24 protein-coding genes are annotated in these 26,129 nt (G+C 67.8%); 15 read left to right on the top strand and 9 right to left on the bottom strand.

From position 1 onward, the window contains the following. The first annotated feature begins 77 nt into the window (after positions 1-77). Positions 78-815 carry an SDR family oxidoreductase gene (locus ACIPR8_RS06395; protein WP_323439557.1) on the top strand — a complete coding sequence of 246 codons (738 nt, stop codon included), beginning with the start codon at positions 78-80 and terminating at the stop codon, positions 813-815. Continuing rightward, positions 809-2,221 (top strand): efflux transporter outer membrane subunit, encoded by a 1,413-nt coding sequence (locus ACIPR8_RS06400; protein ID WP_446540468.1) that lies wholly within the window; start codon positions 809-811, stop codon positions 2,219-2,221. The genes ACIPR8_RS06395 and ACIPR8_RS06400 overlap by 7 nt, the downstream gene beginning before the upstream one ends. Before the next feature lie 122 nt (positions 2,222-2,343). On the opposite strand, the gene ACIPR8_RS06405 is transcribed toward ACIPR8_RS06400, so the two are convergent. Further along, complete coding sequence (locus tag ACIPR8_RS06405; RefSeq protein ID WP_446540469.1) at positions 2,344-3,840, bottom strand: aminotransferase class III-fold pyridoxal phosphate-dependent enzyme; 1,497 nt, start codon at positions 3,838-3,840, stop codon at positions 2,344-2,346. Positions 3,841-3,958: 118 nt separating this feature from the next. Here ACIPR8_RS06405 and ACIPR8_RS06410 point away from each other — a divergent pair, with 118 nt between their 5' ends. The 7 genes from ACIPR8_RS06410 (at position 3,959) to fabV (ending at position 11,644) form a co-directional block, all read left to right on the top strand. Next, complete coding sequence (locus tag ACIPR8_RS06410) at positions 3,959-4,390, top strand: Lrp/AsnC family transcriptional regulator (RefSeq protein ID WP_132864220.1); 432 nt, start codon at positions 3,959-3,961, stop codon at positions 4,388-4,390. A gap of 124 nt (positions 4,391-4,514) precedes the next feature. Next, entirely contained in the window at positions 4,515-5,588 is a 1,074-nt protein-coding gene (gene queA, locus ACIPR8_RS06415) for a tRNA preQ1(34) S-adenosylmethionine ribosyltransferase-isomerase QueA (protein ID WP_446540470.1), read from the top strand. Between the two features lie 105 nt (positions 5,589-5,693). After that, a complete protein-coding gene (gene tgt / locus ACIPR8_RS06420; protein ID WP_192288400.1) occupies positions 5,694-6,833 on the top strand; it encodes a tRNA guanosine(34) transglycosylase Tgt in 1,140 nt (379 codons plus the stop codon). 125 nt (positions 6,834-6,958) lie between these two features. Then, positions 6,959-7,288, top strand: a complete 330-nt coding sequence (gene yajC / locus ACIPR8_RS06425; protein WP_132864217.1) for a preprotein translocase subunit YajC — start codon at positions 6,959-6,961, stop codon at positions 7,286-7,288. A 59-nt stretch (positions 7,289-7,347) separates the two neighbouring features. Continuing rightward, the gene (gene secD, locus ACIPR8_RS06430; RefSeq protein ID WP_446540471.1) at positions 7,348-9,192 is read left to right on the top strand and encodes a protein translocase subunit SecD; all 1,845 of its coding nucleotides are present in this window, start codon (positions 7,348-7,350) and stop codon (positions 9,190-9,192) included. 19 nt (positions 9,193-9,211) lie between these two features. Beyond that, positions 9,212-10,180 carry a protein translocase subunit SecF gene (secF, locus tag ACIPR8_RS06435; protein ID WP_192288402.1) on the top strand — a complete coding sequence of 323 codons (969 nt, stop codon included), beginning with the start codon at positions 9,212-9,214 and terminating at the stop codon, positions 10,178-10,180. A gap of 204 nt (positions 10,181-10,384) precedes the next feature. Next, the gene (fabV, locus tag ACIPR8_RS06440) at positions 10,385-11,644 is read left to right on the top strand and encodes an enoyl-ACP reductase FabV (RefSeq protein ID WP_313250942.1); all 1,260 of its coding nucleotides are present in this window, start codon (positions 10,385-10,387) and stop codon (positions 11,642-11,644) included. 200 nt (positions 11,645-11,844) lie between these two features. Here the strand turns inward: fabV and ACIPR8_RS06445 are convergent, their stop codons facing one another. The 3 genes from ACIPR8_RS06445 to ACIPR8_RS06455 form a co-directional block, all read right to left on the bottom strand. Continuing rightward, complete coding sequence (locus ACIPR8_RS06445) at positions 11,845-13,917, bottom strand: EAL domain-containing protein (protein WP_446540472.1); 2,073 nt, start codon at positions 13,915-13,917, stop codon at positions 11,845-11,847. A gap of 105 nt (positions 13,918-14,022) precedes the next feature. After that, the gene (locus ACIPR8_RS06450; protein ID WP_446540473.1) at positions 14,023-15,207 is read right to left on the bottom strand and encodes an NAD(P)/FAD-dependent oxidoreductase; all 1,185 of its coding nucleotides are present in this window, start codon (positions 15,205-15,207) and stop codon (positions 14,023-14,025) included. A gap of 13 nt (positions 15,208-15,220) precedes the next feature. Then, on the bottom strand, positions 15,221-15,769 hold the full coding sequence (locus tag ACIPR8_RS06455) for a YaeQ family protein (protein WP_446540474.1): 549 nt from the start codon (positions 15,767-15,769) through the stop codon (positions 15,221-15,223). 61 nt (positions 15,770-15,830) lie between these two features. On the opposite strand from ACIPR8_RS06455, the gene ACIPR8_RS06460 reads away from it, so the two are divergent. After that, entirely contained in the window at positions 15,831-16,700 is an 870-nt protein-coding gene (locus tag ACIPR8_RS06460; protein ID WP_446540475.1) for a pseudouridine synthase, read from the top strand. A 117-nt stretch (positions 16,701-16,817) separates the two neighbouring features. Here ACIPR8_RS06460 and ACIPR8_RS06465 read toward each other — a convergent pair whose 3' ends face one another. Further along, on the bottom strand, positions 16,818-17,303 hold the full coding sequence (locus ACIPR8_RS06465; protein ID WP_446540476.1) for a YaiI/YqxD family protein: 486 nt from the start codon (positions 17,301-17,303) through the stop codon (positions 16,818-16,820). Positions 17,304-17,611: 308 nt separating this feature from the next. Here ACIPR8_RS06465 and ACIPR8_RS06470 point away from each other — a divergent pair, with 308 nt between their 5' ends. From ACIPR8_RS06470 to ACIPR8_RS06490, 5 genes are all read left to right on the top strand, one after another. Continuing rightward, entirely contained in the window at positions 17,612-17,821 is a 210-nt protein-coding gene (locus tag ACIPR8_RS06470) for a cold-shock protein (RefSeq protein WP_039005002.1), read from the top strand. A 135-nt stretch (positions 17,822-17,956) separates the two neighbouring features. Continuing rightward, positions 17,957-19,519: a protein adenylyltransferase SelO gene (locus tag ACIPR8_RS06475; protein WP_446540633.1), complete on the top strand. Its 1,563-nt coding sequence runs from the start codon at positions 17,957-17,959 to the stop codon at positions 19,517-19,519. Positions 19,520-19,538: 19 nt separating this feature from the next. After that, positions 19,539-20,078, top strand: coding sequence for an adenine phosphoribosyltransferase (locus tag ACIPR8_RS06480; RefSeq protein WP_446540477.1), 540 nt, complete (start codon positions 19,539-19,541; stop codon positions 20,076-20,078). A 21-nt stretch (positions 20,079-20,099) separates the two neighbouring features. Further along, positions 20,100-20,882, top strand: coding sequence for a thioesterase family protein (locus ACIPR8_RS06485; protein WP_132864208.1), 783 nt, complete (start codon positions 20,100-20,102; stop codon positions 20,880-20,882). A gap of 76 nt (positions 20,883-20,958) precedes the next feature. Then, positions 20,959-21,273 (top strand): hypothetical protein, encoded by a 315-nt coding sequence (locus ACIPR8_RS06490; protein ID WP_446540478.1) that lies wholly within the window; start codon positions 20,959-20,961, stop codon positions 21,271-21,273. 7 nt (positions 21,274-21,280) lie between these two features. Here ACIPR8_RS06490 and ACIPR8_RS06495 read toward each other — a convergent pair whose 3' ends face one another. From ACIPR8_RS06495 to dbpA, 4 genes are all read right to left on the bottom strand, one after another. After that, positions 21,281-22,603, bottom strand: a complete 1,323-nt coding sequence (locus ACIPR8_RS06495) for an acyl-CoA thioesterase/bile acid-CoA:amino acid N-acyltransferase family protein (protein WP_446540479.1) — start codon at positions 22,601-22,603, stop codon at positions 21,281-21,283. Between the two features lie 118 nt (positions 22,604-22,721). Further along, a complete protein-coding gene (locus ACIPR8_RS06500; protein WP_313250926.1) occupies positions 22,722-23,429 on the bottom strand; it encodes a LytR/AlgR family response regulator transcription factor in 708 nt (235 codons plus the stop codon). Continuing rightward, positions 23,426-24,484, bottom strand: coding sequence for a sensor histidine kinase (locus tag ACIPR8_RS06505; protein ID WP_446540480.1), 1,059 nt, complete (start codon positions 24,482-24,484; stop codon positions 23,426-23,428). The genes ACIPR8_RS06500 and ACIPR8_RS06505 overlap by 4 nt, the downstream gene beginning before the upstream one ends. Before the next feature lie 14 nt (positions 24,485-24,498). Next, a complete protein-coding gene (dbpA, locus tag ACIPR8_RS06510; protein ID WP_313250924.1) occupies positions 24,499-25,875 on the bottom strand; it encodes an ATP-dependent RNA helicase DbpA in 1,377 nt (458 codons plus the stop codon). Between the last annotated feature and the right edge of the window lie 254 nt (positions 25,876-26,129).

Genomic DNA, 26,129 nt, shown 5'->3' on the forward strand with positions numbered 1-26,129 from the left:
CAAGGCAGGGGCCGTGACCGCCCAGGTGGCTGTTTCCCTTCCTGTTTCCTTCCCGACTTTCTCCTCCGAGGCTTCCCATGAACCACCACAACCAAAAGATCGCGCTGGTCACCGGCGCCACCCGTGGCATCGGCGTTGAGACCGTGCGCCAGCTGGCGCAGGCGGGCGTGCACACCCTGCTGGCCGGTCGCAAGCGCCAGGCGGCCGTTGACCTGGCCCTGAAGCTGCAGGCCGAGGGCCTGCCGGTGGAAGCGCTGCAGCTGGACGTCGCCGACGCCGACAGCATCGCCATCGCGGTCGAGCACGTCACCGAGCGCCACGGCCGCCTCGACATCCTGGTCAACAACGCCGGTGTGCTGCTTGAGGACCCGGCAGTGGCACCGTCGGCGCAGCCGCTGGATGCCTGGCAGCGCACGTTCGATACCAATGTGTTCGCCCTGGTCGCGGTGACCCAGGCATTCCTGCCGCTGCTGCAGCGTTCGCAGGCCGGTCGCATCGTCAACGTCTCCAGCATCCTGGCCTCGCAGACGCTGCACGCCGACCCGGCGTCGGGGATCTGGGACTTCAAGATTCCCGCCTACAACGCCTCCAAGGCGGCAGTGAACAGCTGGACGCTGAGCCTGGCCTACGAACTGCGCGACACGCCGATCAAGGTCAACACCGTGCACCCCGGTTACGTGAAGACCGACATGAACGGTGGCGAAGGCGAGATCGAAGTGGGCGAAGGCGCGCGCTCCAGCGTGCAGATGGCGTTGATCGGCAACGACGGCCCCACCGGCAGCTTCACTTACCTGGGCGAGGTGCTGCCATGGTGATGCGTGGCCTGACCGTCGCCGTGGCCAGCGCATTGCTGGCCGGCTGCATGACCGTCGGCCCGGACTACACCGCACCGCCCGTGCAGCCAGTGCAATTGCAGGGCACGGCGGACCCGGCGTTCAGCAGCGTGTCGCCGGTGGCTGACTGGTGGTCGCAGTTCAATGACCCGGTGCTGACCCAGCTCATGCACGGCGCGCTGGCCGGCAACCTGGACCTGCGCATCGCGATGGCACGCGTGCGGATGGCGCGCGCGGCGTTCACCGAGCAGCGACTGGACCAGTTGCCGCACGTCACCGTCGGTGGCAGCCAGGACCGGCGCAAGCAGCCGGATGCGAGCCAGGGCGGCGAGCGGGTGTTCAGTGAAACCTACCAGTTGGGCTTCGACGCGGGCTGGGAGCTGGACCTGTTCGGCCGCCAGCGTCGCGCCGCCGAGGCGGCGCGCGCCGACCTGGGCGCCGAGCGTGACAACCTGCTCGATGCACAGGTCACCGTGGCTGCGGAAGTGGCGCGCAACTACTTCGAACTGCGCGGCACGCAGAAGCGCATCGCCGTGGCACGGCAGACGCTGGTCAACCTGCGCGATACCCAGCAGCTCACCGAAACCCGCTGGAAGCTGGGGGCCGGCAGCGAGCTGGACGTGCAGAGCAGTCGCGCGCGATTGAAGGCGATCGAGGCCGACATCCCGCTGCTCGAAGTGTCCGAAGTGCAGTCGCGGCATCGCCTGGCGGTGTTGCTGGGCCAGCGTCCGGAGGCATTGGACGCCTTGCTGCAGCCCCGCGAGGTGCCGGCCTTCGCCCAGGCCCTGCCGTTGGGCGATACCACCGACCTGCTGCGTCGTCGCCCGGACGTGCGCGCGGCCGAGCGCCGCCTTGCCGCGGCGACGGCGCGCGTGGGCGTGGCAACGGCCGACCTGTTCCCGCGCATCAGCGTCAGCGGCTTCGTCGGCTTCCTCGGCGGCGATGCCAACGGCCTGGTGAACGGCAACAACAAGGCGTGGTCACTGACGCCGTCGATCAGTTGGGCCGCATTCGACTTCGGTACCGTGCGTGCACGGCTGCGTGCGAGCAAGGCGCAGGCCGATGGTGTCGCCGCCGAGTACGAGAAGACGGTGCTGCTGGCGCTGGAGGACACCGAGAATGCGCTGACCCGCTATGCCAAGGAGCAGTCGCGCCTGGCGATCATCGCCGAGCAGGCCGAGGCGGCGCGGCGGGCCGAAGCATTGGCGCAGATCCAGTACCGGGAAGGTTCACAGGACTTCCTGGCGCTGCTGGATGCACAGCGCAACCAGCTCGCGGCCGACGACGCGCTCGCCGCGGCCGAGGCCACGGTCAACGTCAACGTGGTGTCGGTGTACAAGGCGCTGGGCGGTGCCGGGCAGTTCGAGGTACCGCTGGCGAGCCGCTAGGCCGTGCACCGCGGGCGCCGATGCACGCGATGGAAGCGGGCATCGGCGCCGAACCCGGGAGCAGCAAACGAAAGAGGCGGCCAATGGCCGCCTCTTCGTGTTTCAAGCCGGAAAAGCAGACCTCAGGCAGCGTTGGCCTGCTCGCGGCGCGGGCCTTCGACCAGCGCACGGCCGACCATGTCGACCAGCAGGTCCAGCTCTGCCTCGTCCATGTTGAAGTGCGGGGTGAAGCGCAGCGAGTTCTCGCCACCGTGGATCACGTTGACGCCGTGCATGCGCAGCCACTCTTCGGTGGAGCCGGCGCCGTAGCACTTGAACTGCGGGGCCAGCTCGCAGGAGAACAGCAGGCCGGTGCCCTGTACCTTGGTGATCAGGCCGCTGAGCCTGGCCTTGAGGGCTTCCAGCTTCTGCACGGCCTGTTCGCCGCGCAGGCGGATGTTCTGGCGCACGTCCGGCGACAGGTGGGCCAGGGTGGCACAGGCCACGTCCAGCGCACGCGGGTTGGTGGTCATGGTGTTGCCGTACACGCCCTTGCGGTACAGGCCCGCGGCATGCTCGGTGACGGCCAGCACCGACAGCGGGAACTGCGCGCCGTTCAGGGCCTTGGAATAGGTTTCCATGTCCGGCGGGTCCAGCGTCTCGTAACCGGGGTAGTCGACGAAGGACAGCGTGCCGTGCACGCGCAGTGCGGCCTGGATGGAGTCGATCAGCAGCAGGCTGCCGTGCTCGCGGGTGAGCTCGCGCGCGACCTTGTAGAAGCTGGCCGGCACCGCGCGGCCCGGGTCGCCTTCGCCCATCACCGGCTCCAGGAACACGGCCTCGATGAACCAGTTGTTGGCTTCGGCATCGGCGAACACCTTGCGCAGCACGGCTTCGTCGTACGGCGGGATGGTGATGACGCTGTTCTCGCCGCGGTAGCTGGCCAGGTGCTGGTCATACGACTTGCGGCTGGAGTCCGAATACAGCGCCGGGCGGTCGGTACGGCCGTGGAAGCTGCCCTTGATGACCACGCGCTTGATGGTGGCGCCGGCGTGGCGGGCACCCGGGTCGGTCTGCAGCTTGGCGTTGATGTCGGCGATGCGCGCGGCCAGGCCCACGGCTTCGGAGCCGGAGTTCAGGCACATGAAGTGGGTGAACGGGCAACCGCCGCGGGTGTGGCCGATCTCCTTGCGCATGGCGTTGGTGAAGCGGCGCTGGGCCAAGCTCGGGGTCATGATGTTGGCCATGACCTGCGGCTTGGCGGCGGCGTCCATCACGTCGGCCGGGGTGTGGCCGAAGCCGAGCATGCCGTAGCCGCCGGCGTCGTACAGCACCGCGCCCTTGAGTGAGATCACCCACGGGCCGCGCGCGGCCAGCGCGATGTACGGGACCACGGCGTCATCGGCGTAGAAATTGACGAAACCGGCCTGCATCGCGGCGATCTGGTCCTTTTCGTCCAGATCCAGCAGGTCGGCGGCTTCGTCCTTGATGCGGGTGTATTCGGTGGCGGCAGCCGCGATGGCCTGGGCCAGATCGGGATGGGCGGTGGCCAGGCGTTCGACGCTGGCATCGTCCAGACCCTGGGTAAGGCGGGTGCCGGCGTGCGCGCGAAGCGGGGCGAGGGGGCCGAGTACGGTCATGCTCATCTCCAGAAGTAACTTGTATATATCCATTATCTGGAGATTCTGGACATATGGCAGATATGAACTGGACGGATTTTCTGGTAATTTCGTCGAATCGACGAATCTGGTTTGCAATGTGAAGATTTCCGCCGCTGATGAACGCCTGTTGTCCGTGCTGCGCGAGGACGCGCGCGCCTCCACCGCCCAGATCGCCCGCCGGCTCGGGCTTTCGCGGACCACCGTGCAGAGCCGCATCGACCGTCTGGAGCAGCAGGGGGTGATCGCCGGTTACACCGTGCGCACCCACGAGGACTACGAGCAGGGCCAGGTGCGCGCACATGTGCTGATCACCGTGCTGCCGAAGAAGATGCCGGCGGTGGTGAAGGCGCTGCGCGACATCGCCGAAGTGCGCTCGCTGCATTCGGTCAGCGGCAACCACGACCTGATCGCGATGGTGGTGGTGGGCGGCGTCGGCGAAATGGACGTGGTCACCGATGCCATCGGCGCCATCGACGGCGTGGAGCGCACGACCAGCGCGATCATCCTGTCGACCAAGTTCGAGCGCTGAGGGGGCGGGCAGCGCCGAGCCATGCCCGGCAGGGCTCCCGGCCTCCCGGCGCTGGCCGGGCCGCCTACCAGCCGAAAACCGCATGGGGGCTACAATAGCCGGCTCCCCGTACGACGTTCCGGCCTTGAAGAAGTCCGATTTTCACTATGACCTGCCCGAGGCGTTGATCGCCCAGGCGCCCCTGGCCGAGCGTTCGGCCAGCCGGCTGATGCTGGTGCCGCCGGCACCGGCCGCCTTCGATGACCGCCATGTGCGCGACCTGCCGACGCTGTTGCAGCCCGGTGACCTGCTGGTGTTCAACGATACCCGGGTGATCCCGGCGCGCCTGTTCGGGCAGAAGGCCACCGGTGGCCGGGTCGAGATCCTGATCGAACGGCTGCTCGGCGGCCAGCAGGCCCGTGCCCAGATCGGTGCCAGCAAGTCGCCCAAGCCGGGCAGCCGCATCCAGCTCGACGCCGGCGGCGAGGCCGAGGTGCTGGGCCGCGATGGCGAGTTCTATGTCCTGCGGTTCGACATCCCCGAGCCGCTGGAGTCGTGGCTGGTCCACGAGGGCCGGCTGCCGCTGCCGCCGTACATCCACCGCGAGCCCGGCCTGGATGACCGCGAGCGTTACCAGACCGTGTTCGCGCGCCAGGTCGGTGCGGTGGCCGCTCCCACCGCCGGCCTGCATTTCGACGAAGGCCTGCTGGCGCAGTTGCGCGAACGCGGCGTGCAGTTCGGCCACATCACCCTGCACGTCGGCGCCGGCACCTTCCAGCCGGTGCGCGTGGATGACCTGAGCCAGCACGCGATGCACCGTGAATGGCTCAACGTCGGCGCCGAACTGGTCGAGCAGGTGCGCCGCACCCGCGCGGCCGGGGGGCGCGTGATCGGTGTCGGTACCACCGTGGTGCGGGCGCTGGAGAGCGCCATGCGCGAGGGCGAGCTGCAGCCGTACGCCGGCGAGACCCAGATCTTCATCACCCCCGGCTACCGCATCCGCAGCGTCGATGCGATGGTGACCAACTTCCACCTGCCCGAAAGCACCCTGCTGATGATGATCAGCGCCTTCGCTGGCAAGGCCCGGGTGTTCGAGGCCTATGCCCACGCCATCGCGCAGGAGTACCGCTTCTTCAGCTACGGCGATGCGATGCTGCTGTTCCCGCAGGGCGGGGAGGGCGCCGGCGACGGCGGGGATGCCGCCTCCCGTCCCGGCTGACCGCCAGCCCCCGGCGATCCAAGCCCCGCCGAACGCGCGCCGGTAGACTGTCCGTCTCCGGCGCGCCTGATTTCCGCCCCCATTCCCGAGTTCCTGCCTCTCGTCATGTCCCGACTGCACTTCAAGCTCCAGACCACCGATGGCCGCGCCCGCCGCGGCCAGCTGTCCTTCCCGCGCGGCACCGTGCAGACCCCGGCGTTCATGCCGGTGGGCACGTATGGCTCGGTGAAGGGGGTGCTGCCGGAGCAGGTCCGCGCGCTCGGCGCCGAGATCATCCTGGGCAACACCTTCCACCTGTACCTGCGCCCGGGCCTGGACGTCATCGCCGACCACGGCGGCCTGCACGGGTTCTGCCGCTGGGACGGCCCGATCCTGACCGACTCTGGTGGTTTCCAGGTGTTTTCGCTGGCACATCGCCGCAAGATCACCGAGGAAGGCGTCACCTTTGCCTCGCCGACCGACGGCGCCCGGGTCTTCCTGGGGCCGGAGGAGAGCATGAAGATCCAGAAGGTGCTGGATTCGGACATCGTCATGATCTTCGACGAATGCACCCCGTACCCGGCCACCGAGGCGGTGGCGCAGAAGTCGATGGAACTGAGCCTGCGCTGGGCCCAGCGCAGCCGCAACGCGCATGACGCGATGGGCAATGACGCGGCACTGTTCGGCATCGTCCAGGGTGGCGTGCATACCGACCTGCGCAGCCGCTCGGCCGAGGGGCTGCAGAAGATCGGCTTCGACGGCTACGCCATCGGCGGCCTGGCGGTGGGCGAGCCCGAGCACGAGCGCAACGCCATGCTCGACCACATGCACCCGATCCTGCCGGCCGACCATCCGCGCTACCTGATGGGCGTCGGCCGCCCGGAAGACCTGGTCGAGGGTGTGGCACGCGGCGTGGACATGTTCGACTGCGTCATGCCGACCCGCAACGCCCGCAACGGCCACTATTTCACCTCCTTCGGCACCGTGCGCATCCGCAACGCCAGGTACGAGCGCGACATGGACCCGATCGAGCCGGGCTGCGGCTGCCACGCCTGCACCAGCGGCTACACCCGCGCCTACCTGCGCCACCTGGACCGCTGCAACGAGATGCTGGCGCCGATGCTGGGCACCCTGCACAACCTGTTCTATTACGAAAAACTGATGGCCGACATGCGCGCGGCGATCGAGGCGGGAACCTTCCTGGCCTTCCGCGAGTCCTTCTACGCGGCCCGGGGCGTGTCTGCCCCGGCCTTGTCGGGGGAGTAACCCAGCAGCCACGCGGCCCGGGACGAGGTCCCGGGGCCGTGGCATACTTCACGGCTGACCCCGTTTCGCGGTGACCGCCGGCCCCAGGCCGGGCAGGGTGCCGCCCAACACCAAGGACTTACGTAATGAATCTGATGGCCATCCTGCTTCCCGTCGCCCAGGCCGCCCCGGCTGCCCCGGGCATGGGCACCTTCCTGCTGCCGATCGCCCTGATCGCGGTCATGTACTTCCTGATGATCCGCCCGCAGATGAAGCGCCAGAAGGAACACAAGGCGATGCTGGACAAGATCAGCAAGGGCGACGAAGTGCTGACCTCCGGCGGCATCGCCGGCGTGGTCACCGACATCGGCGACAACTTCGTCACCGTCGAAGTGGCCGACAACGTGCGCATCCGCGTGCAGAAGGGCTCCATCGGCAACGTGCTGCCCAAGGGCACGCTGAAGTCGGCTGCCTGAGGCTGAATTCCCTTTCCGTCACGTCGTGACGCCGGGAAGGCGCCACGCAGGAATCCGCAATGCTTGAATTTCCACGTTGGAAGTACTTCCTGATCGTGATCGTTCTGGCGGTCAGCGCGCTGTATGCGCTGCCGAACATGTACCAGAAGGATCCGTCCGTCCAGATCACCGCCAACCGCGGTGGCCAGATCGATGACGCCTTCAAGGAGCGCGTCACCACGGCGTTGGGTACCGCCGGTGTCACGCCCAAGGGCGTGGCCAAGGAAGGCGACAGCCTGATCGTCCGCCTGCCGTCGCTGGATGCGCAGACGCGCGCCAACGACGTGCTGCGCGAGGCGGCCGGCGAGAACTACACCGTCGCCCTGAACCTGGCTTCGACCGTGCCGGAATGGCTGGCCAAGCTCGGCGGCAAGCCGATGGTGCTGGGCCTGGACCTGGTCGGTGGCGTGCACTTCGCGCTGCAGGTCGACCAGAAGGCCGCCGTGGACAAGCGCTTCGAGGCCTTCACCGAAGACGTGCGGACCACCCTGCGTGACAGCCGCGTCACCTACCGTTCGGTGGAGCGTCGTGGCAACAGCGACATCCAGGTCACCTTGGCCAACGCCGCCGATGCGGACAAGGCCCGCGCCGCGCTGGCCAAGGCGCAGCCGACCTTCACCTACTCGGTGAGTGGCGATCGCATCACCGCCACGGTGCCGCAGACGGAAATGAGCCAGATCGCCACTGGTGCGATCGAGCAGAACCTGACCACGCTGCGCAACCGCGTCAACGAACTGGGCGTGGCCGAGCCGATCATCCAGCGCCAGGGCGACGACCGCATCGTGGTCGAGCTGCCGGGCGTGCAGGACACCGCCGAAGCCAAGCGCATGATCGGTGCCACCGCGACGCTGGAGTACCGCGCCGTGGTCGACGGAAACGCGCAGGATGCCCTGACTACCGGCCGCATCCCGCCGGAAGCCAAGCTGTATCAGCAACGTGACAACCGTGGTCCGATTCTGCTGAACAAGCGCACCATCGTCACCGGCGACCAGATGGTCAAGGCCAACGTCTCCACCGACCAGAATGGCCTGCCGTCGGTGAGCGTGACGCTCAACGCCGTGGGCGGCCAGCGCATGTTCGACTTCACCAGCGCCAACGTCGGCAAGCCGATGGCCGTGGTCTACACCGAGCGCATCCCGCAGGTGACCATGGTCAATGGCAAGGAAGAGCGCAGCTTCCGCGTCAAGGAAGAAGTGATCTCGGTGGCCAACGTCAACGGCGTGTTCGGCAAGGAGTTCCAGACCACCGGCCTGGAGAAGACCGAGGCTGACGGCCTGGCCAAGCTGCTGCGTGCCGGTTCGCTGGCCGCGCCGATGGACTTCGTCGAGGAATACGTGATCGGCCCGAGCCTGGGCAAGGAAAACGTGGCCCGCGGCGTCAAGGCCGTGGTGTTCTCGTTCGTGTTCACCCTGGTGTTCTTCACCGTCTACTACCGCATGTTCGGTGCGATCACCTCGGTGGCGCTGCTGTTCAACCTGCTGATCGTGGTGGCGGTGATGTCGCTGTTCGGCGCCACCATGACCCTGCCGGGCTTCGCCGGCCTGGCGTTGTCGGTGGGCCTGTCGGTGGACGCCAACGTGCTGATCAACGAGCGTATCCGCGAGGAGTTGCGGCTGGGCATGCCGGCCAAGAAGGCGATCGCCGAAGGCTACGAGCGTGCATCGGGCACCATCCTGGACGCCAACCTGACCGGCCTGATCGTGGGCGTGGCGCTGTACGCGTTCGGCACGGGCCCGCTGAAGGGCTTCGCGCTGACCATGATCATCGGTATTTTCGCCTCCATGTTCACCGCGATCACCGTGTCGCGTGCGCTGGCCACGTTGATTTATGGCCGCCGCAAGAACCTGAAGTCCGTGGCGATCTGATCGGGAAGAGACTCAATACATGAAACTGTTTCCACTCCATATCGTCCCGAACGACACCAACATCGACTTCATGCGCCACCGCAAGCCCGTGCTTGCGCTGATGGTGGTGCTGCTGTTGCTGTCGGTGGCCGTGATCGGCTTCAAGGGCTTCAACTACGCGCTGGAGTTCACCGGCGGTACCGTGGTGCGCACGCACTTCGAGAAGCCGATCAACGCCGACAACGTGCGTGAAAGCCTGTCCAAGGCCGGCTTCGAGAACGCCCAGGTGCAGAGCGTGGGCGGCGGCAACGACGTCATGATCCGCCTGCAGCCGGACGGTGAGCACAACAACGCCGCCGATGCCGCTGCCCAGGTGGCGGAGAAGGTGCGCGTGGCGGTGACCACCACCGACAACCCTGCCTCGGTGCAGCCGGGCGAGTTCGTCGGTCCGCAGGTGGGCAAGGACCTGGCCCTGAACGGCGTCTACGCGACCCTGTTCATGGTGATCGGCTTCCTGATCTACATCGCCGCGCGCTTCGAATGGAAGTTCGCGATCGTGGCCAGCATCACCGCGTTCTTCGACCTGATCCTGACCATCGCCTACATGTCGCTGCTGGGTCGTGAGTTCGACCTGACCGTGCTGGCCGGCATGCTCTCGGTGATGGGTTTCGCCATCAACGACATCATCGTGGTGTTCGACCGTGTCCGCGAAAACTTCCGCAGCCTGCGCGCAGAGCCGCTGGAAGTGCTGAACAAGTCGATCAACCAGACGCTGTCGCGTACGGTGATCACCGCGGTGATGTTCTTCCTGTCGGCGCTGGCGCTGTACCTGTACGGCGGCGAGTCGATGGAAGGCCTGGCCGAGACGCACATGGCCGGTGCGGTGATCGTGGTGGTGTCCTCGATCATCGTGGCGGTGCCGCTGCTGAGCATCGGCCCGTTCAAGGTCAGCAAGCAGGACCTGATGCCCAAGGCCAAGGACGTCGAGGAGCTGGCCCGTCGCCCGTGACGGTGCCCCTCCCGGCAACCCGGAAAAGCCGCGCACCGCGCGGCTTTTCTTTTGCCCGCGCCGGCAGGTTGCACGGGGATTTCCATGCGGTGGCGTCGGTTGTGTTCGCTGCGGGTGCACACTACGATCCTTCCGGTTCGGCGCCGGGCCGTGGTTTCCCTGTCATGGCGGCGCTGTTTTCCTGCTTACCTAGCTGAGGTTTTCATGGTCATCAAACCGCGTGTGCGCGGCTTCATCTGCGTCACCACCCACCCGACCGGTTGCGACGCGGCGGTCAAGGAACAGATCGACTACATCCAGTCGTTGCCGAAGCTGGCCAATGGCCCGAAGAAGGTGCTGGTGCTGGGTGCCTCGACCGGTTACGGACTGGCGGCGCGCATCAAGGCGGCCTTCGGCAGCGATGCGGCCACGCTGGGCGTGTTCTTCGAGCGTCCGGGCAGCGAGACCAAGCCGGGCACGGCGGGCTGGTACAACTCCGCCGCGTTCGAGAAGTACGCGCACCAGGCCGGCCTGTACGCGCGCAGCGTCAACGGCGACGCGTTCTCCGACGAGGTGAAGCAGAAGGTTATCGAGATCATCAAGGCCGACCTGGGCCAGGTTGACCAGGTCGTCTACAGCCTGGCGGCGCCGCGTCGCAAGCATCCCAAGACCGGCGAGGTGATCAGCTCCACGCTCAAGCCGATCGGCGCGCCGATCACGCTGCGCGGCCTGGATACCGACAAGGAAGTGCTGACCGAAACCACGCTGCAGCCGGCTACCGCCGAGGAGATCGCCGGCACCGTGCAGGTGATGGGGGGCGAGGACTGGCAGATGTGGATCGATGCGCTGCTGGAAGCCGGCGTGCTGGCACCGGGCGCCACCACCACCGCCTTCACCTACGTGGGCGAGGAGATCACCCAGGCCATCTACTGGAACGGTTCCATCGGTGCGGCCAAGAAGGACCTGGATGCCAGGGTCAAGGACATCCGCGGCAAGCTGCAGGGCATCGGCGGCGACGCGCGCGTGTCGGTGCTCAAGGCGGTGGTGACCCAGGCCAGCTCGGCCATCCCGACCATGCCGCTGTACCTGTCGCTGCTGTTCAAGGTGATGAAGGAAGAAGGCACGCACGAGGGCTGCATCGAGCAGCTCGATACGCTGTACGACATCCTGTACAACGGCCCGCAGGGTGGCGCCAACGCGGCTGACCATATCCGCCCGGCACTGGTTGACGGCAAGGGTCGCGACGTCGCGCTGGTCGACGCCGAAGGCCGCCTGCGCGCGGACTACAAGGAAATGGCCCCGGAAGTGCAGGGCAAGGTGCTGCAGCTGTGGCCGCAGGTGACCAACGAGAACCTGTACGAGATCAGCGACCTGGCCGGCTACAAGGCCGACTTCCTGCGCCTGTTCGGCTTCGGCATCGACGGCGTGGATTACGAGGCTGATGTGAACCCGGACGTGGCGATCCCGGGCATCGTCGAGGTCTGAGCCTCGGCGGTTCCGGAAACAGAAGGGCCGCGCGATGCGCGGCCTTTTTGTTCCTACATGATGGCGAGGGCCCGTGGAGCCCCTCATCCGCCCTTCGGGCACCTTCTCCCGCAGGCGGGAGAAGGGAGCATCAATCGTACGCTGTCGGTGCAAAAGCCCCTCTCCCGTGTACGGGAGAGGGGTTGGGGTGAGGGCAGGCCTCAGTTGAACTCGAAGTCCATCTGCGCCGTCGGCGGCCCGACGAAATCGCCCTGTACGTAGTCCACGCCGGCACTGAACAGCAGGCTCATGGTGGCCGCGTCGGTGACGAACTCGGCAACGGTGAGGATGCCGGCCTCCTGCGCCTTGCCGGTGATCTCGCGGGTCTTGTCCAGCTGTTCCTTGGCCTGCGCCGGATCGGCGGTGAAGCTGCGGTCCAGCTTGAGGAACGCCGGTTGGAAATGGGCCAGCAGCTGGAACGAATCCAGGCCCGAGCCGAACTGCTCCAGCCCGACCTTGCAGCCCATCGTGGCCACGCCGGCGAGGAACTGCTGCGCGTTGCGCAGGTGGGTGAACACCTTGGCCTCGGGGATCTGCAGCCACAGCTGGTCGCCGTCCACGCCTTCGTTGGCCAGCCCGTCGCGGATGACGTCCAGCAACTGCGGGTCGGTGAACGACTCGGGGGTGATGCGCACCATCAGGCGGGTGGTGTGGCCGGCGCGGCGGCGTTCCCCCAGCGCGCGGATGGCGTTGGCCACCACCCAGCGGTTGAGCGGCGCCAGCAGGCCGTGGTCCTCGGCGATGGGCAGGAAGGTGCCAGGGCTGACCAGCTCGCCGTTGTTCTCCAGCAGCAGCGAGGTGTCGTACAGCTGCATCGGCTCTCCCATCAGGTTCAACACCGGGCGGAAACGCAGATGGAACCCGTCGCCTGCGATGGCCTCGCCGATGCGCTGCACCCAGCGCTGGATGCGTTCTTCCTCGACGCGATCGGTCGCGCCCGGGTCGAACACCTTGACCGTGTTGCCGCCCAGCTCGATGGCCGCGCGGTTGCAGTCGTTGGCATGGCTGAGCACCTGGCCGACGCTGGCGATCTTCTCGCCGACCTGCACGCCGCCGATGCTGACAGTGACCGTGGCCGAACGCTGGCCGATGCTGAACACATGGGAGGCGAAGGCCTGGCGCACGCGTTCGGCCACCTGCGTGGTGTGCGCGTACTGGCCCTGGCAGAGCAGGGCGAAGCTGTGCTCGCCGAAGCGTGCCAGCTGCGCCTCCTCGTTGATGGCGCTCGCCAGGTGCTGGCCGAGCGCGGCGATCAGCGCATCGGCCGAATCCAGGCCGATGTCCGCCAGCAGGCGGTTGTAGTGGTCCGGTTCGACCAGCAGGAAGCCGTACTGGCCGTCGCTGCGGCTGACCTGGGCCACCGCGTTCTCCAGGTGGACCATGAAGGTGGGGCGGTTGAGCAGGCCGGTGACCTGGTCGCGCTGGCGCAGCTCCTCCACCTCGCGCGCCAGTTCGGGGTCGAACTCCTCGCGGCGGCGGAACACCACCTGGAAGCAGGACTCGCCTTCGTAGGTGGCGGCGGTGAACTCCATCGTCGCCGGGAAGGTGTCGCCGTCCTGGTTGCGCGCATGCACTTCGTACTGCGGCGGCGGCGCCTCGCCCTTGCTCAGCGACTTGAGCAGGTTCTTGAAGTCCTCCACGTACTGCGGGGCGACCATGTCCAGCAGCGAGATGCCTTCCACGTCATCGAACGACTCATACCCGAACATGTCCAGGTACGCCTCGTTGGCGCGGATGTGCATCCCTTCGTGGATGTAGGAGATGGGGTCGCGCGAGGAGGAGATCAGCGCATCGCAGCGGCGCTCGGTCTCGCGCATCTGTACTTCGATGCGGCGCAGGCCGCGGCGTGCCTGCAGGTCGGTCCATTCGGTGCGCACCACCGACAGCAGGTGGTCCGGCTCGGTGCGCAGGGCGATGGCGCGGATGCCGTTGGCCGAGGCGTCGAGCAGCAACTGCGCGTCGACCTGGTCGGCCAGCAGGATCATCGGGATGTCCTTGCCACTGGCGGCGACCTGCTGGGTCAGCAGCGACTGCGGGATCGTGTACGCGTTGGCGGCCAGCACCAGGTCGAGCGGCTGCCCGCCCACGGCCTGGACCAGCTCGTCCGGGCTCTGCGGCCGGAAGGGACGCACGGCGATGCCGCTGTTGCGCAACGTACTGACGATGGCTTCGGCATTCTCGGCGCTGTCATCGACGATCAGCAGGCGCAAGGTGATGTCTTTGGCGTTCTGCATTCAAGACTCCTTCGGACGCCGTTTAATACACGATGGGCAGGTACGGCGTCTATGCGTGGAACGTTTGACAGTGCCGGGATGGGGCACAAATGGCCCCTGTGCGGCTCATGCCACCTGGCCCGCCGCGTGGCCGGAAGCCCAGGCCCACTGGAAGTTGTAGCCGCCCAGCCAGCCGGTCACGTCCAGCACCTCGCCGATGAAATGCAGGCCCGGCACGTGCTGCGATTCCATCGTCGAGGACGATACCTTGCGCGTGTCCACGCCGCCGAGGGTGACTTCGGCGGTGCGGTAGCCCTCGGTGCCGCTGGCGACCAGTGGGAAGTCGGAAAGCAGGCTGGCGGCGGCCTGCAGCTCGCGTTCGTCCAGTTGCCGCACCGGCTTGTCCTTGAGCCACTGCTCGCACAGGCGCAGCGCCAGCCGGCGCGGGATGACCTCCGACAGCACGGTGCGCAGCTCGGAGGCGCCGCGCTCGCGCTTCATCGCGCGCAGCCACTCGGCCGCATTGCGGTCGGGCAACAGGTCCAGGCGCAGGTCGTCGCCGGGTTGCCAGTACGAGGAGATCTGCAGGATCGCCGGGCCGCTGATGCCACGGTGGGTCAGCAGCATGAAGTTGCGGAAGTGCTGGCCGTTGCAGCGCGCTTCCACCGGCAGGGCGACGCCGCTGAGGTCGGCGAAGCGTTCCTGGTGCTTGCCACTGAGCGTGAGCGGTACCAGCCCGGCGCGGGTCGGCAGCACTTCGTGGCCGAAGCGGCGCGCCACTTCATAGCCGAAGCCGCTGGCGCCCATGCTCGGGATGGACAGCCCGCCGGTGGCGATCACCAGCGAGGCGCAGTGGAACAGCCCCTGCACGGTGCGCACGCGGAAGCCGTCGGCGCCGCGCTCGATGTCCTCCACGCCACAGTCGGTGCGCACCTGCACGCCGGCGGCACTGCATTCGTCCAGCAGCATTCTTACGATCTGCTTGGAGGAGATGTCGCAGAACAGCTGGCCCAGTTCCTTCTCGTGGTAGGCGATGCCGTGCCGCTCGACCATGTCGATGAAGTCGGCCGGCGTGTAGCGTGCCAGCGCCGACTTGCAGAAGTGCGGGTTGGCCGAGAGGAAGTTGGCCGGCGTGGTGCCGGTGTTGGTGAAGTTGCAGCGCCCGCCACCGGACATCAGGATCTTCTTGCCCGGCTTGTTGGCATGGTCGATCACCTGCACGATGCGACCGCGCTGGCCGGCGGTGAGCGCACACATCAGGCCGGCGGCACCGGCGCCGACCACCAGCACGTCGCAACGGATCGTGTTCACTGCCACCGCCTGCTCAGGCTGCCGGGCGCTTGCGCCACTGCGGGATCACGTCCAGTTGCATCTGGTCGTTGATCAGCTGCACCTCGCCGTCCTGGATCAGCACGCTCCAGCGCATGGCGCGCTGGATCTGGCTGCCCCAGCGTTCGACGAAATCGCCGGGCAGGTCGAGCACGGACAGGTTGTCGAAGCGGGCCAGTGGCTTGCCCTGCTTCTGCCACCAGATATCCGAGGCATTGCCGCCGTAGTTGATGATCTGCACGCGGCCGCTGCGGTTGCAGGCCTTGCGGATGCGCGATTCGTCCGGCTGGCCCAGGTCGATCCACTGCACGATGTCGCCGGTGTAATCGTGTTCCCACAGGTCCGGCTCGTCATCGGTGCTCAGCCCGCGGCCGAACTCCAGCCGGTCGTCGGCATTCAGGGCGAAGGCGAGCAGGCGGACCATCAGCCGCTCGTCGGTTTCGGACGGGTGCTGGGCCAGGGTCAGGTTGTGGGTCGCGTAGTAGCCGCGGTCCATGTCGCTGATCTGCAGCTCGGCCTTGCGGATGGTGGCAGTAAGGGCCATGGGATTACCGGGGGCAAAGACCGACAATGATACGGCTTTGCCCCTGCCGGGACCCGAACGCGTGAGCACCGACGATCTGCCCAGTCATCTGCAATTGGCCCCCGGTCCGTGGGCGAGCCTGCTGGAGGGGTTGTGCGCGCGCTTTCCGGCGATCACGCGCGCGCAGTGGCTGGACCGGTTCGCGCGGGGGCGGGTCCAGGCCCTGGATGGCAGCGCGCTGGACCCGGGGCAGCCTTGGCAGGCCGGGCGTGAGATCCGCTACTTCCGCGAGGTGGCGCAGGAGCCGGTGGTGCCGTTCGAGGCGGACATCCTGTACCGGGACGCGCATCTGCTGGTGGCCGACAAGCCGCATTTCCTGCCGGTGATGCCGGCCGGGCGGCATGTCCGGCAGACGCTGCTGGCGCGCCTGGTGGCCTGCACCGGCAACCCGGCACTGGTGCCGCTGCATCGGATTGACCGGGGCACGGCCGGGTTGGTGCTGTTTTCCTGCAACCCGGAGAGCCGGGCGTCGTACCAGCGCCTGTTCGCCGAGCGGAAGATCGAAAAGCACTACGAGGCGCTGGCGCCGGCCTTGCCGGACTGCGTGTTCCCCGTGCAGCGGCATAGCCGGCTGGAGCGTGGCGAGCCGTTCCATGTCATGCGCGAGGGCATTGGCGCGCCCAATGCGCTGAGCCGGATCGATGTGATCGAGCGGGGCAGGGAGATCTGGCGTTACGCCCTGGAGCCGGTGAGCGGGCGCAAGCACCAGTTGCGCGTGCACATGGCCGCGCTGGGCGCGCCGATCCTGGGGGACGATTGCTATCCGCGCTTGCTGCAGCGCGCGCCGGACGATTTCAGTACCCCGCTGCAGTTGCTGGCCCGTCGCTTGGCCTTCATTGATCCGTTGAATGGCGAACCGCGCCAGTTCACCAGCCCGCGTCGGCTGGGGTGATGTCCCGGCCAAGCGTTAGGCCGATGCATTGCCGTGGTGCAGGGATTGGGGCCCGGCTGCCGGTGACGGCCCCGCGGCTGCAAGGTGGTGGACGCCCTGGCCGGCAGCCCCGGATGCCTAGGCGATTGGCCGTGGGCGCTGGGCGAGCCAGCGGTCCAGCTGCGCGGCGAAGGCCTGGCGGTCGCGTGGGTGCAGGGCGGCCGGGCCACCGGTCTGGATGCCGGCGCCGCGCAACTCCTCCATGAAGTTCCGTACCGACAGTCGCTCGGCGACGCTGTTGGTGGTGTAGACCTCTCCCCGCGGGTTCAGCGCCGCGGCTTGCCTGTCCAGCACGCGGGCGGCCAGCGGGATGTCCTGGGTCACGACCAGGTCGCCGGCGGCGACCCGCTCGACGATGGCGTCGTCGGCCACGTCTGGGCCACCGGGCACCTGCAGCGCGCGGATGAACCGGGAGGCCGGGGTGCGGATCCATTGGTTGGCCACCAGTACCGTTTCGATGCCGGTGCGCTCGGCGGCGCGGAACAGGATGTCCTTGATGACGACCGGGCAGGCGTCGGCGTCAACCCAGATGCGGGGGGCGGGCGGGGAATCGGGAGCAGTCATGGGGCGCAGTGTAGCGGTGCCCCCTTGGGGCGCCGACCGGCGCTGCCCGGCCAAGTCCATGAATCCGGACGACATTGGCGCGGTGCTGAACCGCTCAGCTTTGATGAATACGGTATTTATCGCTTTTTAACCAAAAGCCGCGTATCGTTCGCCCCACTGTGCTTGCAAGGGTCACCGTGAATCGTGGCCTGATGCAGTTGATCTCACCGATCCGCTCATCGTTCCGCTTTACCAACGCCTGCAACTCAGTCTCGGCCCCGAATATCCGGTGGCTGCGATTTTTCTCATCAATGTTTCAGGAGTTTGTAATGTCTGATCGTCAGACCGGCACTGTGAAGTGGTTCAACGATGCCAAGGGCTTTGGCTTCATCACCCCGGAAAGCGGCCCGGACCTGTTCGTGCACTTCCGCGCCATCCAGGGCACCGGCTTCAAGTCGCTGCAGGAAGGCCAGAAGGTGACCTTCGTCGCCGTGCAGGGCCAGAAGGGCATGCAGGCTGACCAGGTGCAGGCGGTCTAATCGACCCCTGCCACCGCAAGGTAGCTTGGAACGCCGGAAGCGAAAGCTTCCGGCGTTTTCTTTTGTGCCGCCCCGTGGCCGACCGTGCACGCCATAACCGGTAGGATCCGGGTGTACGGCAGTGACGAGCAGGCGATGCAGAACAACGACCCTCATTTCGACAACCGATTCGTGCAGGCGCTGCCCGGCGATCCCGAGCGTGGCCCCGGCCGCCGCGAAGTGCGCGGTGCGCTCTGGTCGGCAGTCAGTCCCACGCCGGTGGCCGCTCCCCGCCTGCTGGCGTACTCACCCGAGGTGGTGGCACTGCTGGGTTTCAACGAATCCGTCGTTCAGGGTGAAGGCTTCGCGCAGGTGTTCGGCGGCAACGCGCTGTATGCCGGGATGCAGCCGTGGGCGGCCAACTATGGCGGGCACCAGTTCGGCCAATGGGCCGGGCAGCTCGGCGATGGCCGCGCGATCTCGTTGGGCGAACTGCTGGCCGGCGGCCAGCGCTGGGAGCTGCAGCTGAAAGGCGCGGGGCCGACCCCGTACTCGCGCGGCGCCGACGGCCGGGCGGTGCTGCGCTCCTCGGTACGCGAGTTCCTGTGCTCCGAGGCGATGCATCACCTGGGGGTGCCGACCACTCGCGCCCTGAGCCTGGTGGCTACCGGTGAAACGGTGGTGCGCGACATGTTCTACGACGGCAACCCGCAGGGCGAACCCGGCGCGGTGGTGTGCCGGGTGGCGCCGTCGTTCCTCCGTTTCGGCAGCTTCGAACTGCCCGCCTCGCGCGGGGACATCGCGCTGCTGACCCAACTGGTGGCGTTCTGCATCGACCGCGACTACCCCGAACTGGCCGACGCCGGCGCGCAGCGCCATGCGCGCTGGTTCGAGCAGGTCTGCACGCGCACCGCGGTGATGGTGGCGCACTGGATGCGGGTGGGCTTCGTGCATGGCGTGATGAACACCGACAACATGTCCATCCTCGGGCTGACCATCGATTACGGCCCGTATGGCTGGGTGGAGGACTACGACCCGGAATGGACGCCCAACACCACCGATGCGCAGGGCCGTCGCTATCGCTTCGGCACGCAGATGCAGGTGGCGTACTGGAACCTGGTGCGGCTGGCGCAGGCCGTGTCGCCGCTGTTCGAGGATGCCGCGCCGCTGCAGGCCGGGCTGGATGCGTTCCGGACGCGGTTCGAGCAGGAGCAGCGCCATCATCTGGTGGCCAAGCTGGGCCTGGGCCGTTTCGTCGAGGGGGACGACACCTTGATGGCGCAGTTCCTGCAACTGCTGCACGAGGGCGAAATGGACATGACGCTGGCGTTCCGTGCCTTGGCCGAGGTGGACCCCGCGGCGCCGGATGTGGCGGTGCTGGAGGCGGCGTTCTACGCGCCGGACAAGCGCGGGCAGGTGCTGCCGAAGCTGCAGGACTGGCTGCAGCGGCACGGCCAGCGCGTGCTGGCCGACGGGCAGGCGCCGGAGGTGCGTCGCGCCGCGATGAACGCCGCCAACCCGAAGTACGTGCTGCGCAACTGGTTGGCGCAGGAGGCCATCGACCGTGCCGAACAAGGCGATTCGGCCGGTATCACGGACTTGCTGGACGTCCTGCGGCATCCTTATGACGACCAGCCGGGCCGCGAGGCGTTCGCCCGGCGCCGCCCGGAATGGGCGCGCGAACGGGCCGGCTGCTCGATGCTGTCGTGCAGCTCCTGACTCCTGTTTTCCTGATTCGATGATTGAAATGACTCCTGTTTATCCCGAGTGGTCGCGCACGATCCGCGACGTGGCCGACTTCCCCAAGCCCGGCATCCTGTTCAAGGACATCACCCCGCTGCTGGCGGACGCCAAGGCGTTCGATGCGGCCGTCAAGGCCATGGCCGCGCCCTGGCGCGCGGCCGGCGTGCAGGCGGTACTGGGTGTGGAGGCACGTGGCTTCATCCTCGGCGCAGCGTTGGCGCTGGAGCTGGGGGCTGGCTTCGTGCCGGTGCGCAAGCCCGGCAAGTTGCCCGGTGCCACCCTGCAGCAGGAATACACGCTGGAGTACCGCAGCGACCGCATCGAGGTGTGCGCCGATGCCATCGCGCCGGGTACCCGGGTGGTGCTGGTCGACGACGTGCTGGCCACCGGCGGCACGCTGGCCGCAGCCCTGCTGCTGGCCGGGCAACTGGAGGCGCAGGTGCTCGGTGCGGCGGTGCTGGTCGAGCTCGACGGGCTCGGCGGCCGTGCGCGCCTGCCTGCCGGCGTGCCCTTGCAGGCCACGCTGATCTACTGACTTTCCATTGCAGGACGCCCCATGCCGAACCTGAGTGAACTGCTGTCCTCCTTCGACGCGCGCAAGGGCGTGCTGCTGCCCGACAGCTGGCGCCAGGGGCGCACCGCGTACGGTGGCATCGTCACCGCGCTGGGCATCAGCGCCGCGCTCCAGTCGCATGCGACGCCGCTGCCGCCGCTGCGCGCGATGCAGGTCAACTTCATTGGCCCGGCCGTGGGCCAGTTGACCTTCGCGCCGCAGGTGCTGCGCGAAGGCAAGTCGGTGGTGAGCCTTGGGGTGGACGTCTTCGCCGAGGGCGCGCTGGCGGCGCGCCTGATGGGGGTGTTCGGACGCGCCCGCGAGAGCGGCATCGTCCATGATTTCGGCGACTTCCCGGACGTGCCCGGCGTGGACGATTGCCGTGAGTTGAATGCGGCGGCCGCGCCGTTCGTGCCGGCGTTCCTGCAGAACTTCCAGCTCAAGCCGGCCGGTGGTGCGATGCCGGTGTCCGCGGCGGCGTTCCCGGAGCAGTTGGCCTGGGTACGTCACCGCGACGCGCAGGGGGTGGATCCGGCCATTGCATTGGCGGCGATGGGGGACGCCATGCCACCGGCGGCCTTCACCGCATACCGCGCACCTGCGCCGGTCAGCTCGATCAACTGGAGCTTCGAACTGCTGGACCCGGCTCCGGCCGGGGAGTGGTTCCTGCTGCGCTCTTTCAGCCAGCACGCACGCGACGGCTACTCTTCGCAGGACATGCAGGTCTGGAATGCGCAGCGGCAACTGGTGATGCGCGGCCGCCAGAGCGTGGCGATCTTCAGCTGACAGCCCGAGCGGGCCGAGGCCGCTCCTGCCGGGCGTGGCGATGCCATGATGGCCGCAGGTTCATTCGGGGCAGGGCATGCGCATTCTGGGTTGGCTGGTACTGCTGTTGGCGATGCTGGGCTGGAGCGCCTGGTTCGTGGTCTGCAATGTCTACGAGTTCGCGCCACGGCTGGATCCGTGGGCGTTTGGCTATGGCTGGCTGCTGGCCGTGCTCGCTGGCGCGTTCGCCCGGCGCAATGGCTGGAGCCTGTGCGCGCTGGCTGGAAGCGTTGGCCTGTACCTGTTGTTGATCCACCGCGGCATGGGGGATGGCAGTGCACGTGGACTGTTGTTGCTCACCTCCGCCGCCATCGTTGGCGTGACGTGGTGGATCCGTCGGGCCAAGCGCTAGCGCGCATTCACTGCGGAAGGACAAGTGCCCGGCGCAGGAAGGCCAGCACGGCGGGGGCGCTTTCCCGGTCGGCGCGGGCATGGCCGGCCGGCGTGCCGCCAACCCGGAGATGCGGGCCGCTGGCGTGACGGAAGGTGGTGGGCTGGTGCATCTGCCCGACCAGGTGGCCGGCATCGGAGTAGTACAGCAGCGCATCGGCCTGCGGGACACTGCGGCGCTGCAGGCGTCGCATGGCGACGGCCGCCATTTCACCGGATGCGCCCAGTTGGTCGTCGCCGCCGGCGACCAGCAGCACGGGGCCGTTGATGCGTTCGATCGGCAAGGTGGCGTTCTCCAGTGCGGCGGCATGGTCGCCCGGTTGGTTCCAGTTGATGTCCTCTAGGTAGGGGAGGAACGGCAGGTCCCGGCCCTGATGGCTCAGGGCCGGGAGATCAACCGCGCGAAAGTCCGCCGGCGGCACGTCGCGGCGGATGCCGCGAAACGGAGCGGGGCTGCCCACCCACGACACGACCGCCTTCAGGCGTGGGTCGTGGGCGGCCGATGCCATGGCCACGGTGGCCCCCCAGGAACCGCCCATCACCCCCACCTGGCCAGTGAACGGTTGTGCCTGCAGCCAGTCGATGGCGCGGCTGACCGGGTCGATCGGAACGCGGATCAGGTCTTGGGGCAGGCCTGGCATGCGGTAGTAGGCAAGTGCCACGGCCGCGAAGCCATTGGAGGCCAGCCAGGCCGCGTAGTAGTTGGCGGTGTCGATGCCGCCTTCCGCGCCACCGAGGGTGATCACCACCGGCAGGCGCTGGCCGTCCCATGCCGCATCCGCAGGCAGGTAGAGGTTGCCGACAAGGCCATCGACGCCCAGCGGGCGGGCACGCACGCCGGGATGATTGATGCGGCGTAGCAGTTGCTGCTCGCCAACCAGCACGCCATCGAGCCAGGCCTGCAGCGTGAACGGTACGGGTTTGAACAGCAGCCCCCCGGCATCAGGCCGTATCGGCAGCGGGGAGGGCGAGCCGTCACCGGACACCGGCTGCATCGACCAGAACAACCCCATGGCGTCCACGCCGCTGTAGGTGCCGGCCTCGGCGCCGGTCCGGCGCGTGTCCACGCGGCCATCGAGGTCGGCGCGGAAGGTCGCCTGCGATACCCACTCGACACCGCGGGAATCCTGCAGGGACAGCCGCAGTTGCACCGCCTGCGTCGGCAGCAGTCCTTCCACCTGCATCTGCACGGGCTGGTCGGCGGGCCCATCGGCGGGGGTCACCACGAGGCGGGCGGCATTGGAGGCAAAGCAGGTGCCCAGCAGCAGGGCGGCGAACAGATGACGGTGCATGTGAGCGAAGGACGGTGGACCAACCGCAATGGTGGCGGTGGTGCATGCCGTGGTGTAGCCCCAGGCAGCCCGGATGGCACGGGCCGGGTACAGGCTGGCACGAACGGTGCGAACCGGCTCAGCCGCGCTGTGCGATGGCTTGATCGAATGCGTCGCGGTGCGACCGGCTCAGCGGCAGCGCGGTGCCATCAAGCAGTAGCAGGGTTGCATCGCCATTGCGGCGGTGCTGGAGCGAACGCACCCGGGCCAGGTTGACGATCACCGCCCGTTGGACCTGCAGGAAGCCGGCGGGGGCCAGCTGCTGGGCCAGACGCCCGATGCTTTCGCGCAGCAGGTGTACCTGCCGGCCCACATGGACGCAAGCGTAGTGGCCGGCATTGTCGATGTAGTCGATGTCGCCGACGGGGATGTACTCAATGCCGGCGCCGTTGCGGATGCAGAGCGGCTGCGGCGTTGAAGGCGGCGGCTGGACCAATTGCCGACGCACGCGTTCCAACGCGAGCGCCAGGCGCATGCCGTCCAATGGCTTGAGCAGGTAGTCCACCGCACCCAACGCATAGGAATCGACGGCGTGCCGCGCGTGCGCGGTGGTGAAGATCACCAGCGGCGCTGGGGTGGGTAGCCGTTGGGCCAGCTGCATGCCGTCCTGGCCGGGCATCTGGATGTCGAGCAGCAGCAGGTCCACCGTCTGGTGCTGCAGCAGACGGCGTGCCTGTTCGACGTCGGCGGCTTCGCCACGGATGTCGATATCGGCGTGCACGGCCAGCAGGTGGCGCAGCTTGTCGCGGGCCAGTGGAACGTCGTCGACGATGAGCGTGCGGATCATGCCGCCTCCATCCTTGCCGGCATCGGCAGTCGGATGCGGGTGTGGCAATGGCCGGCAGCGCGGTTGACGTCCACCGAGGCGCGGCTGCCATGCAGCGCGTGCAGGCGTTGCCGGCTGGCGTCCACGCCGATGCCCCGCCCGGGAGGCGCGCTGCCGCAGGGGTTGCCGATCACGATCTGCAGGATGCCGTCATCGGCCGTCATCGACAGGGTGATCGCGGCATCCGGCACGGTGGAAGCATGGGCAAACCGCAGGGCGTTCTCGATGAAGGGCTGCAGCAGCAGGCTGGGCACCATCGCCTGCCAGGCATCGGGGTCGGCCTGGAGCTGCAGCGCGATGGGGCGGTCCTGCAGCAACTGCTGGAGCTCGACGAAGGCCATGGCATTGGACACCTCCTCGCGCAGGGGCACGATGGCGGCGTTGTCCAGCAGGGTACGCAGCAGCTCACCGAGCTGTGCCAGCGCGGCATCGGCGCGGGCCGCATCCCGGTAACCCAGGCTGCCGATCGCATTGAGGGCATTGAACAGGAAGTGGTGGTTCAGGCGTGATGCCAACGCCTGCTCACGGGCCTGGGCGAGCAGCTCCCCGCGGCGGCGGTAGCGCTGGATGTAGGCAAGGGTCTGCCCGATCCCGATCACGGCAAAATAGGTGGGCAGCGCAAACAGGCTCGTGGCCAGCACCGCACGTGGCCAATGGGCCGGCAATGGCAACGCGGCCGGCAGGTGCGACAGCCCATGGCCCAGTACCCAGCCGGCCAGTGACAACGTGGGAATGAGTGGCAAGCCCACCAACAGCAGCTGGCCGATGACGCGGGTGTCGCTGTCCATTCCCAGTGGCCAGCGCCGGCACAATCGCCACAGCCCTGGCGTCGCCAGCACCCACGGCAGCTGGATGCCGAGCAGGAAGACGAAGTTCCTGCCCAGCGATGACCAGAAGGGCGTGGTGCCGGCGTCGCTGGTGAGCTGCACCGCTGGAAGCGTGACCAATGCGAGCAGCAGCCAGCCAGCAGCAATCTGCTGCCAGCCGGGGCGGTTGTCCTTGCTCGCTGCCCTCATGGCGCGCGGGAAAATCAGATGATGCGGACGCGGAAACGCTTGCCCTTGATCTTGCCGGCTTCCAGGCGGGCGACGGCCTTGCCGGCCTGTTCGTGGCTGATGGCCACGTAGGAGCGGGTCGGGAAGATGTCGATCTTGCCGATCGCCTTGGCCGACAGTCCCGCATCGCCGGTCAGCGCGCCGAGGATGTCGCCGGCGCGCAGCTTGTCGGTCTTGCCGCCGTCGATGCGCAGGGTGCTCATCGCCGCCTGCGGCAGCTGCGCCGGACGCGCGGTGGCCAGCGGCGTCTTCTGCCAGTTGAGCGGGTTGCCCTGCTGGGCCTCCAGCGCATCGGCGCGGTTGCGCTCGCGGCCGGCCACCAGGCTCATCGCCAGGCCGCTGCGGCCGGCTCGGCCGGTACGGCCGACCCGGTGCTGGAAGGTGTCGATGTCGGTAGGCAGCTCGTAGTTCACGACGGCGGCGAGGTCTTCCACGTCCAGGCCACGCGCGGCCACGTCGCTGGCGACCAGCACGTTGCAGCTGCGGTTGGCGAACTGCAGCAGTACCTCGTCGCGGTCACGCTGCTCCATGTCGCCATGCAGGGCCAGCGCGGAGAAACCGAACTGGCGCAGCGAGTTGGCAACCTCGTCCACATCCTTGCGGGTGTTGCAGAACACCACCGCCGATTCCGGCGTGTACTTCAGCAACAGGCCGCCCAGGGCCTTCTGGCGGTGGGCCGGCTCCACTTCGAAGAACAACTGCTGGATCGCCGGGGCCTCGGCCTGGCCGTCGATGGTGACTTCGGCCGGGTCGTTGAGCAGGGCGCGCGCGAGCTCGCGGATCGCCTCGGGGAAGGTGGCCGAGAACAACAGGCTTTGGCGCTCCTTGTGGGTGCGCCCGGCGATCTCGCGGATGGGTTCCTCGAAACCCATGTCGAGCATGCGGTCGGCTTCATCGAGGACGAAGCCGCGTACCTGGCCAAGGTTGAGCGCGCGCTTGCGCGCCAGTTCCTGGATGCGACCGGGGGTGCCGACCACGACGTGCGGGTCCTGCGCTTCCAGCGAGGCCAGCTGCGGGCCCAGCGGCATGCCGCCGGTGAGGATCAGCAGCTTGAGGTTAGGGATGCCGGTGGCCAGCTTGCGCAGCTGCTTGCCGACCTGGTCGGCCAGTTCGCGGGTGGGGCACAGCACCAGCGCCTGGGTGCGGCCGGTGGCCGGGTCCAGGCGGTTGAGCAGGCCCAGGCCGAAGGCGGCGGTCTTGCCGCTGCCGGTGGGGGCCTGGACGATCACGTCGCGGCCTTCCAGGATCGGCGGCAGGCTCGACGCCTGCACCGGCGTCATCGTGGTGTAGCCCAGGGCGTCGATGCCGGGCGCGAGCGCCGGCGACAGGGGCAGGGTAGAGAAGTCGGTCATGCGGCATTTTCGCAGAAAAGCGAGGGCGTTACGCTGACAGAGGCAAAGCCCCCGAAGGTAGGGCAGGTCGAAGCAATGCGAACCGAAGCAAAGCCCCTCTCCCGCTCAGCGGGAGAGGGGTTGGGGTGAGGGCACCTTCCCCCGCAGGCGGGGGAAGGGAGCATCGCGGCACTCCCGCCGCTGATCGAAGCAAAGCCCCTCTCCCGCTTAACGGGAAGGGGGGGGAGGGCAAGGTTGTGACGCGTGAGGCTACA

Source organism: Stenotrophomonas sp. LARHCG68 (genome assembly GCF_052871705.1).

Excerpts from the sequence above, each read along its gene's own strand:
- ACIPR8_RS06480 (WP_446540477.1), top strand. The coding sequence starts at position 19,539 with ATGATTGAAATGACTCCTGTTTATCCCGAGTGGTCGCGCACGATCCGC.
- secF (WP_192288402.1), top strand. The coding sequence starts at position 9,212 with ATGAAACTGTTTCCACTCCATATCGTCCCGAACGACACCAACATCGAC.
- ACIPR8_RS06400 (WP_446540468.1), top strand. The coding sequence starts at position 809 with ATGGTGATGCGTGGCCTGACCGTCGCCGTGGCCAGCGCATTGCTGGCC.
- ACIPR8_RS06490 (WP_446540478.1), top strand. The coding sequence starts at position 20,959 with ATGCGCATTCTGGGTTGGCTGGTACTGCTGTTGGCGATGCTGGGCTGG.
- tgt (WP_192288400.1), top strand. The coding sequence starts at position 5,694 with ATGTCCCGACTGCACTTCAAGCTCCAGACCACCGATGGCCGCGCCCGC.
- fabV (WP_313250942.1), top strand. The coding sequence starts at position 10,385 with ATGGTCATCAAACCGCGTGTGCGCGGCTTCATCTGCGTCACCACCCAC.
- ACIPR8_RS06500 (WP_313250926.1), bottom strand. The coding sequence starts at position 23,429 with ATGATCCGCACGCTCATCGTCGACGACGTTCCACTGGCCCGCGACAAG.
- ACIPR8_RS06485 (WP_132864208.1), top strand. The coding sequence starts at position 20,100 with ATGCCGAACCTGAGTGAACTGCTGTCCTCCTTCGACGCGCGCAAGGGC.
- yajC (WP_132864217.1), top strand. The coding sequence starts at position 6,959 with ATGAATCTGATGGCCATCCTGCTTCCCGTCGCCCAGGCCGCCCCGGCT.
- dbpA (WP_313250924.1), bottom strand. The coding sequence starts at position 25,875 with ATGACCGACTTCTCTACCCTGCCCCTGTCGCCGGCGCTCGCGCCCGGC.
- ACIPR8_RS06495 (WP_446540479.1), bottom strand. The coding sequence starts at position 22,603 with ATGCACCGTCATCTGTTCGCCGCCCTGCTGCTGGGCACCTGCTTTGCC.
- ACIPR8_RS06470 (WP_039005002.1), top strand. The coding sequence starts at position 17,612 with ATGTCTGATCGTCAGACCGGCACTGTGAAGTGGTTCAACGATGCCAAG.
- ACIPR8_RS06475 (WP_446540633.1), top strand. The coding sequence starts at position 17,957 with ATGCAGAACAACGACCCTCATTTCGACAACCGATTCGTGCAGGCGCTG.
- ACIPR8_RS06395 (WP_323439557.1), top strand. The coding sequence starts at position 78 with ATGAACCACCACAACCAAAAGATCGCGCTGGTCACCGGCGCCACCCGT.
- ACIPR8_RS06445 (WP_446540472.1), bottom strand. The coding sequence starts at position 13,917 with ATGCAGAACGCCAAAGACATCACCTTGCGCCTGCTGATCGTCGATGAC.
- ACIPR8_RS06465 (WP_446540476.1), bottom strand. The coding sequence starts at position 17,303 with ATGACTGCTCCCGATTCCCCGCCCGCCCCCCGCATCTGGGTTGACGCC.
- secD (WP_446540471.1), top strand. The coding sequence starts at position 7,348 with ATGCTTGAATTTCCACGTTGGAAGTACTTCCTGATCGTGATCGTTCTG.
- ACIPR8_RS06455 (WP_446540474.1), bottom strand. The coding sequence starts at position 15,769 with ATGGCCCTTACTGCCACCATCCGCAAGGCCGAGCTGCAGATCAGCGAC.
- ACIPR8_RS06505 (WP_446540480.1), bottom strand. The coding sequence starts at position 24,484 with ATGAGGGCAGCGAGCAAGGACAACCGCCCCGGCTGGCAGCAGATTGCT.
- ACIPR8_RS06405 (WP_446540469.1), bottom strand. The coding sequence starts at position 3,840 with ATGACCGTACTCGGCCCCCTCGCCCCGCTTCGCGCGCACGCCGGCACC.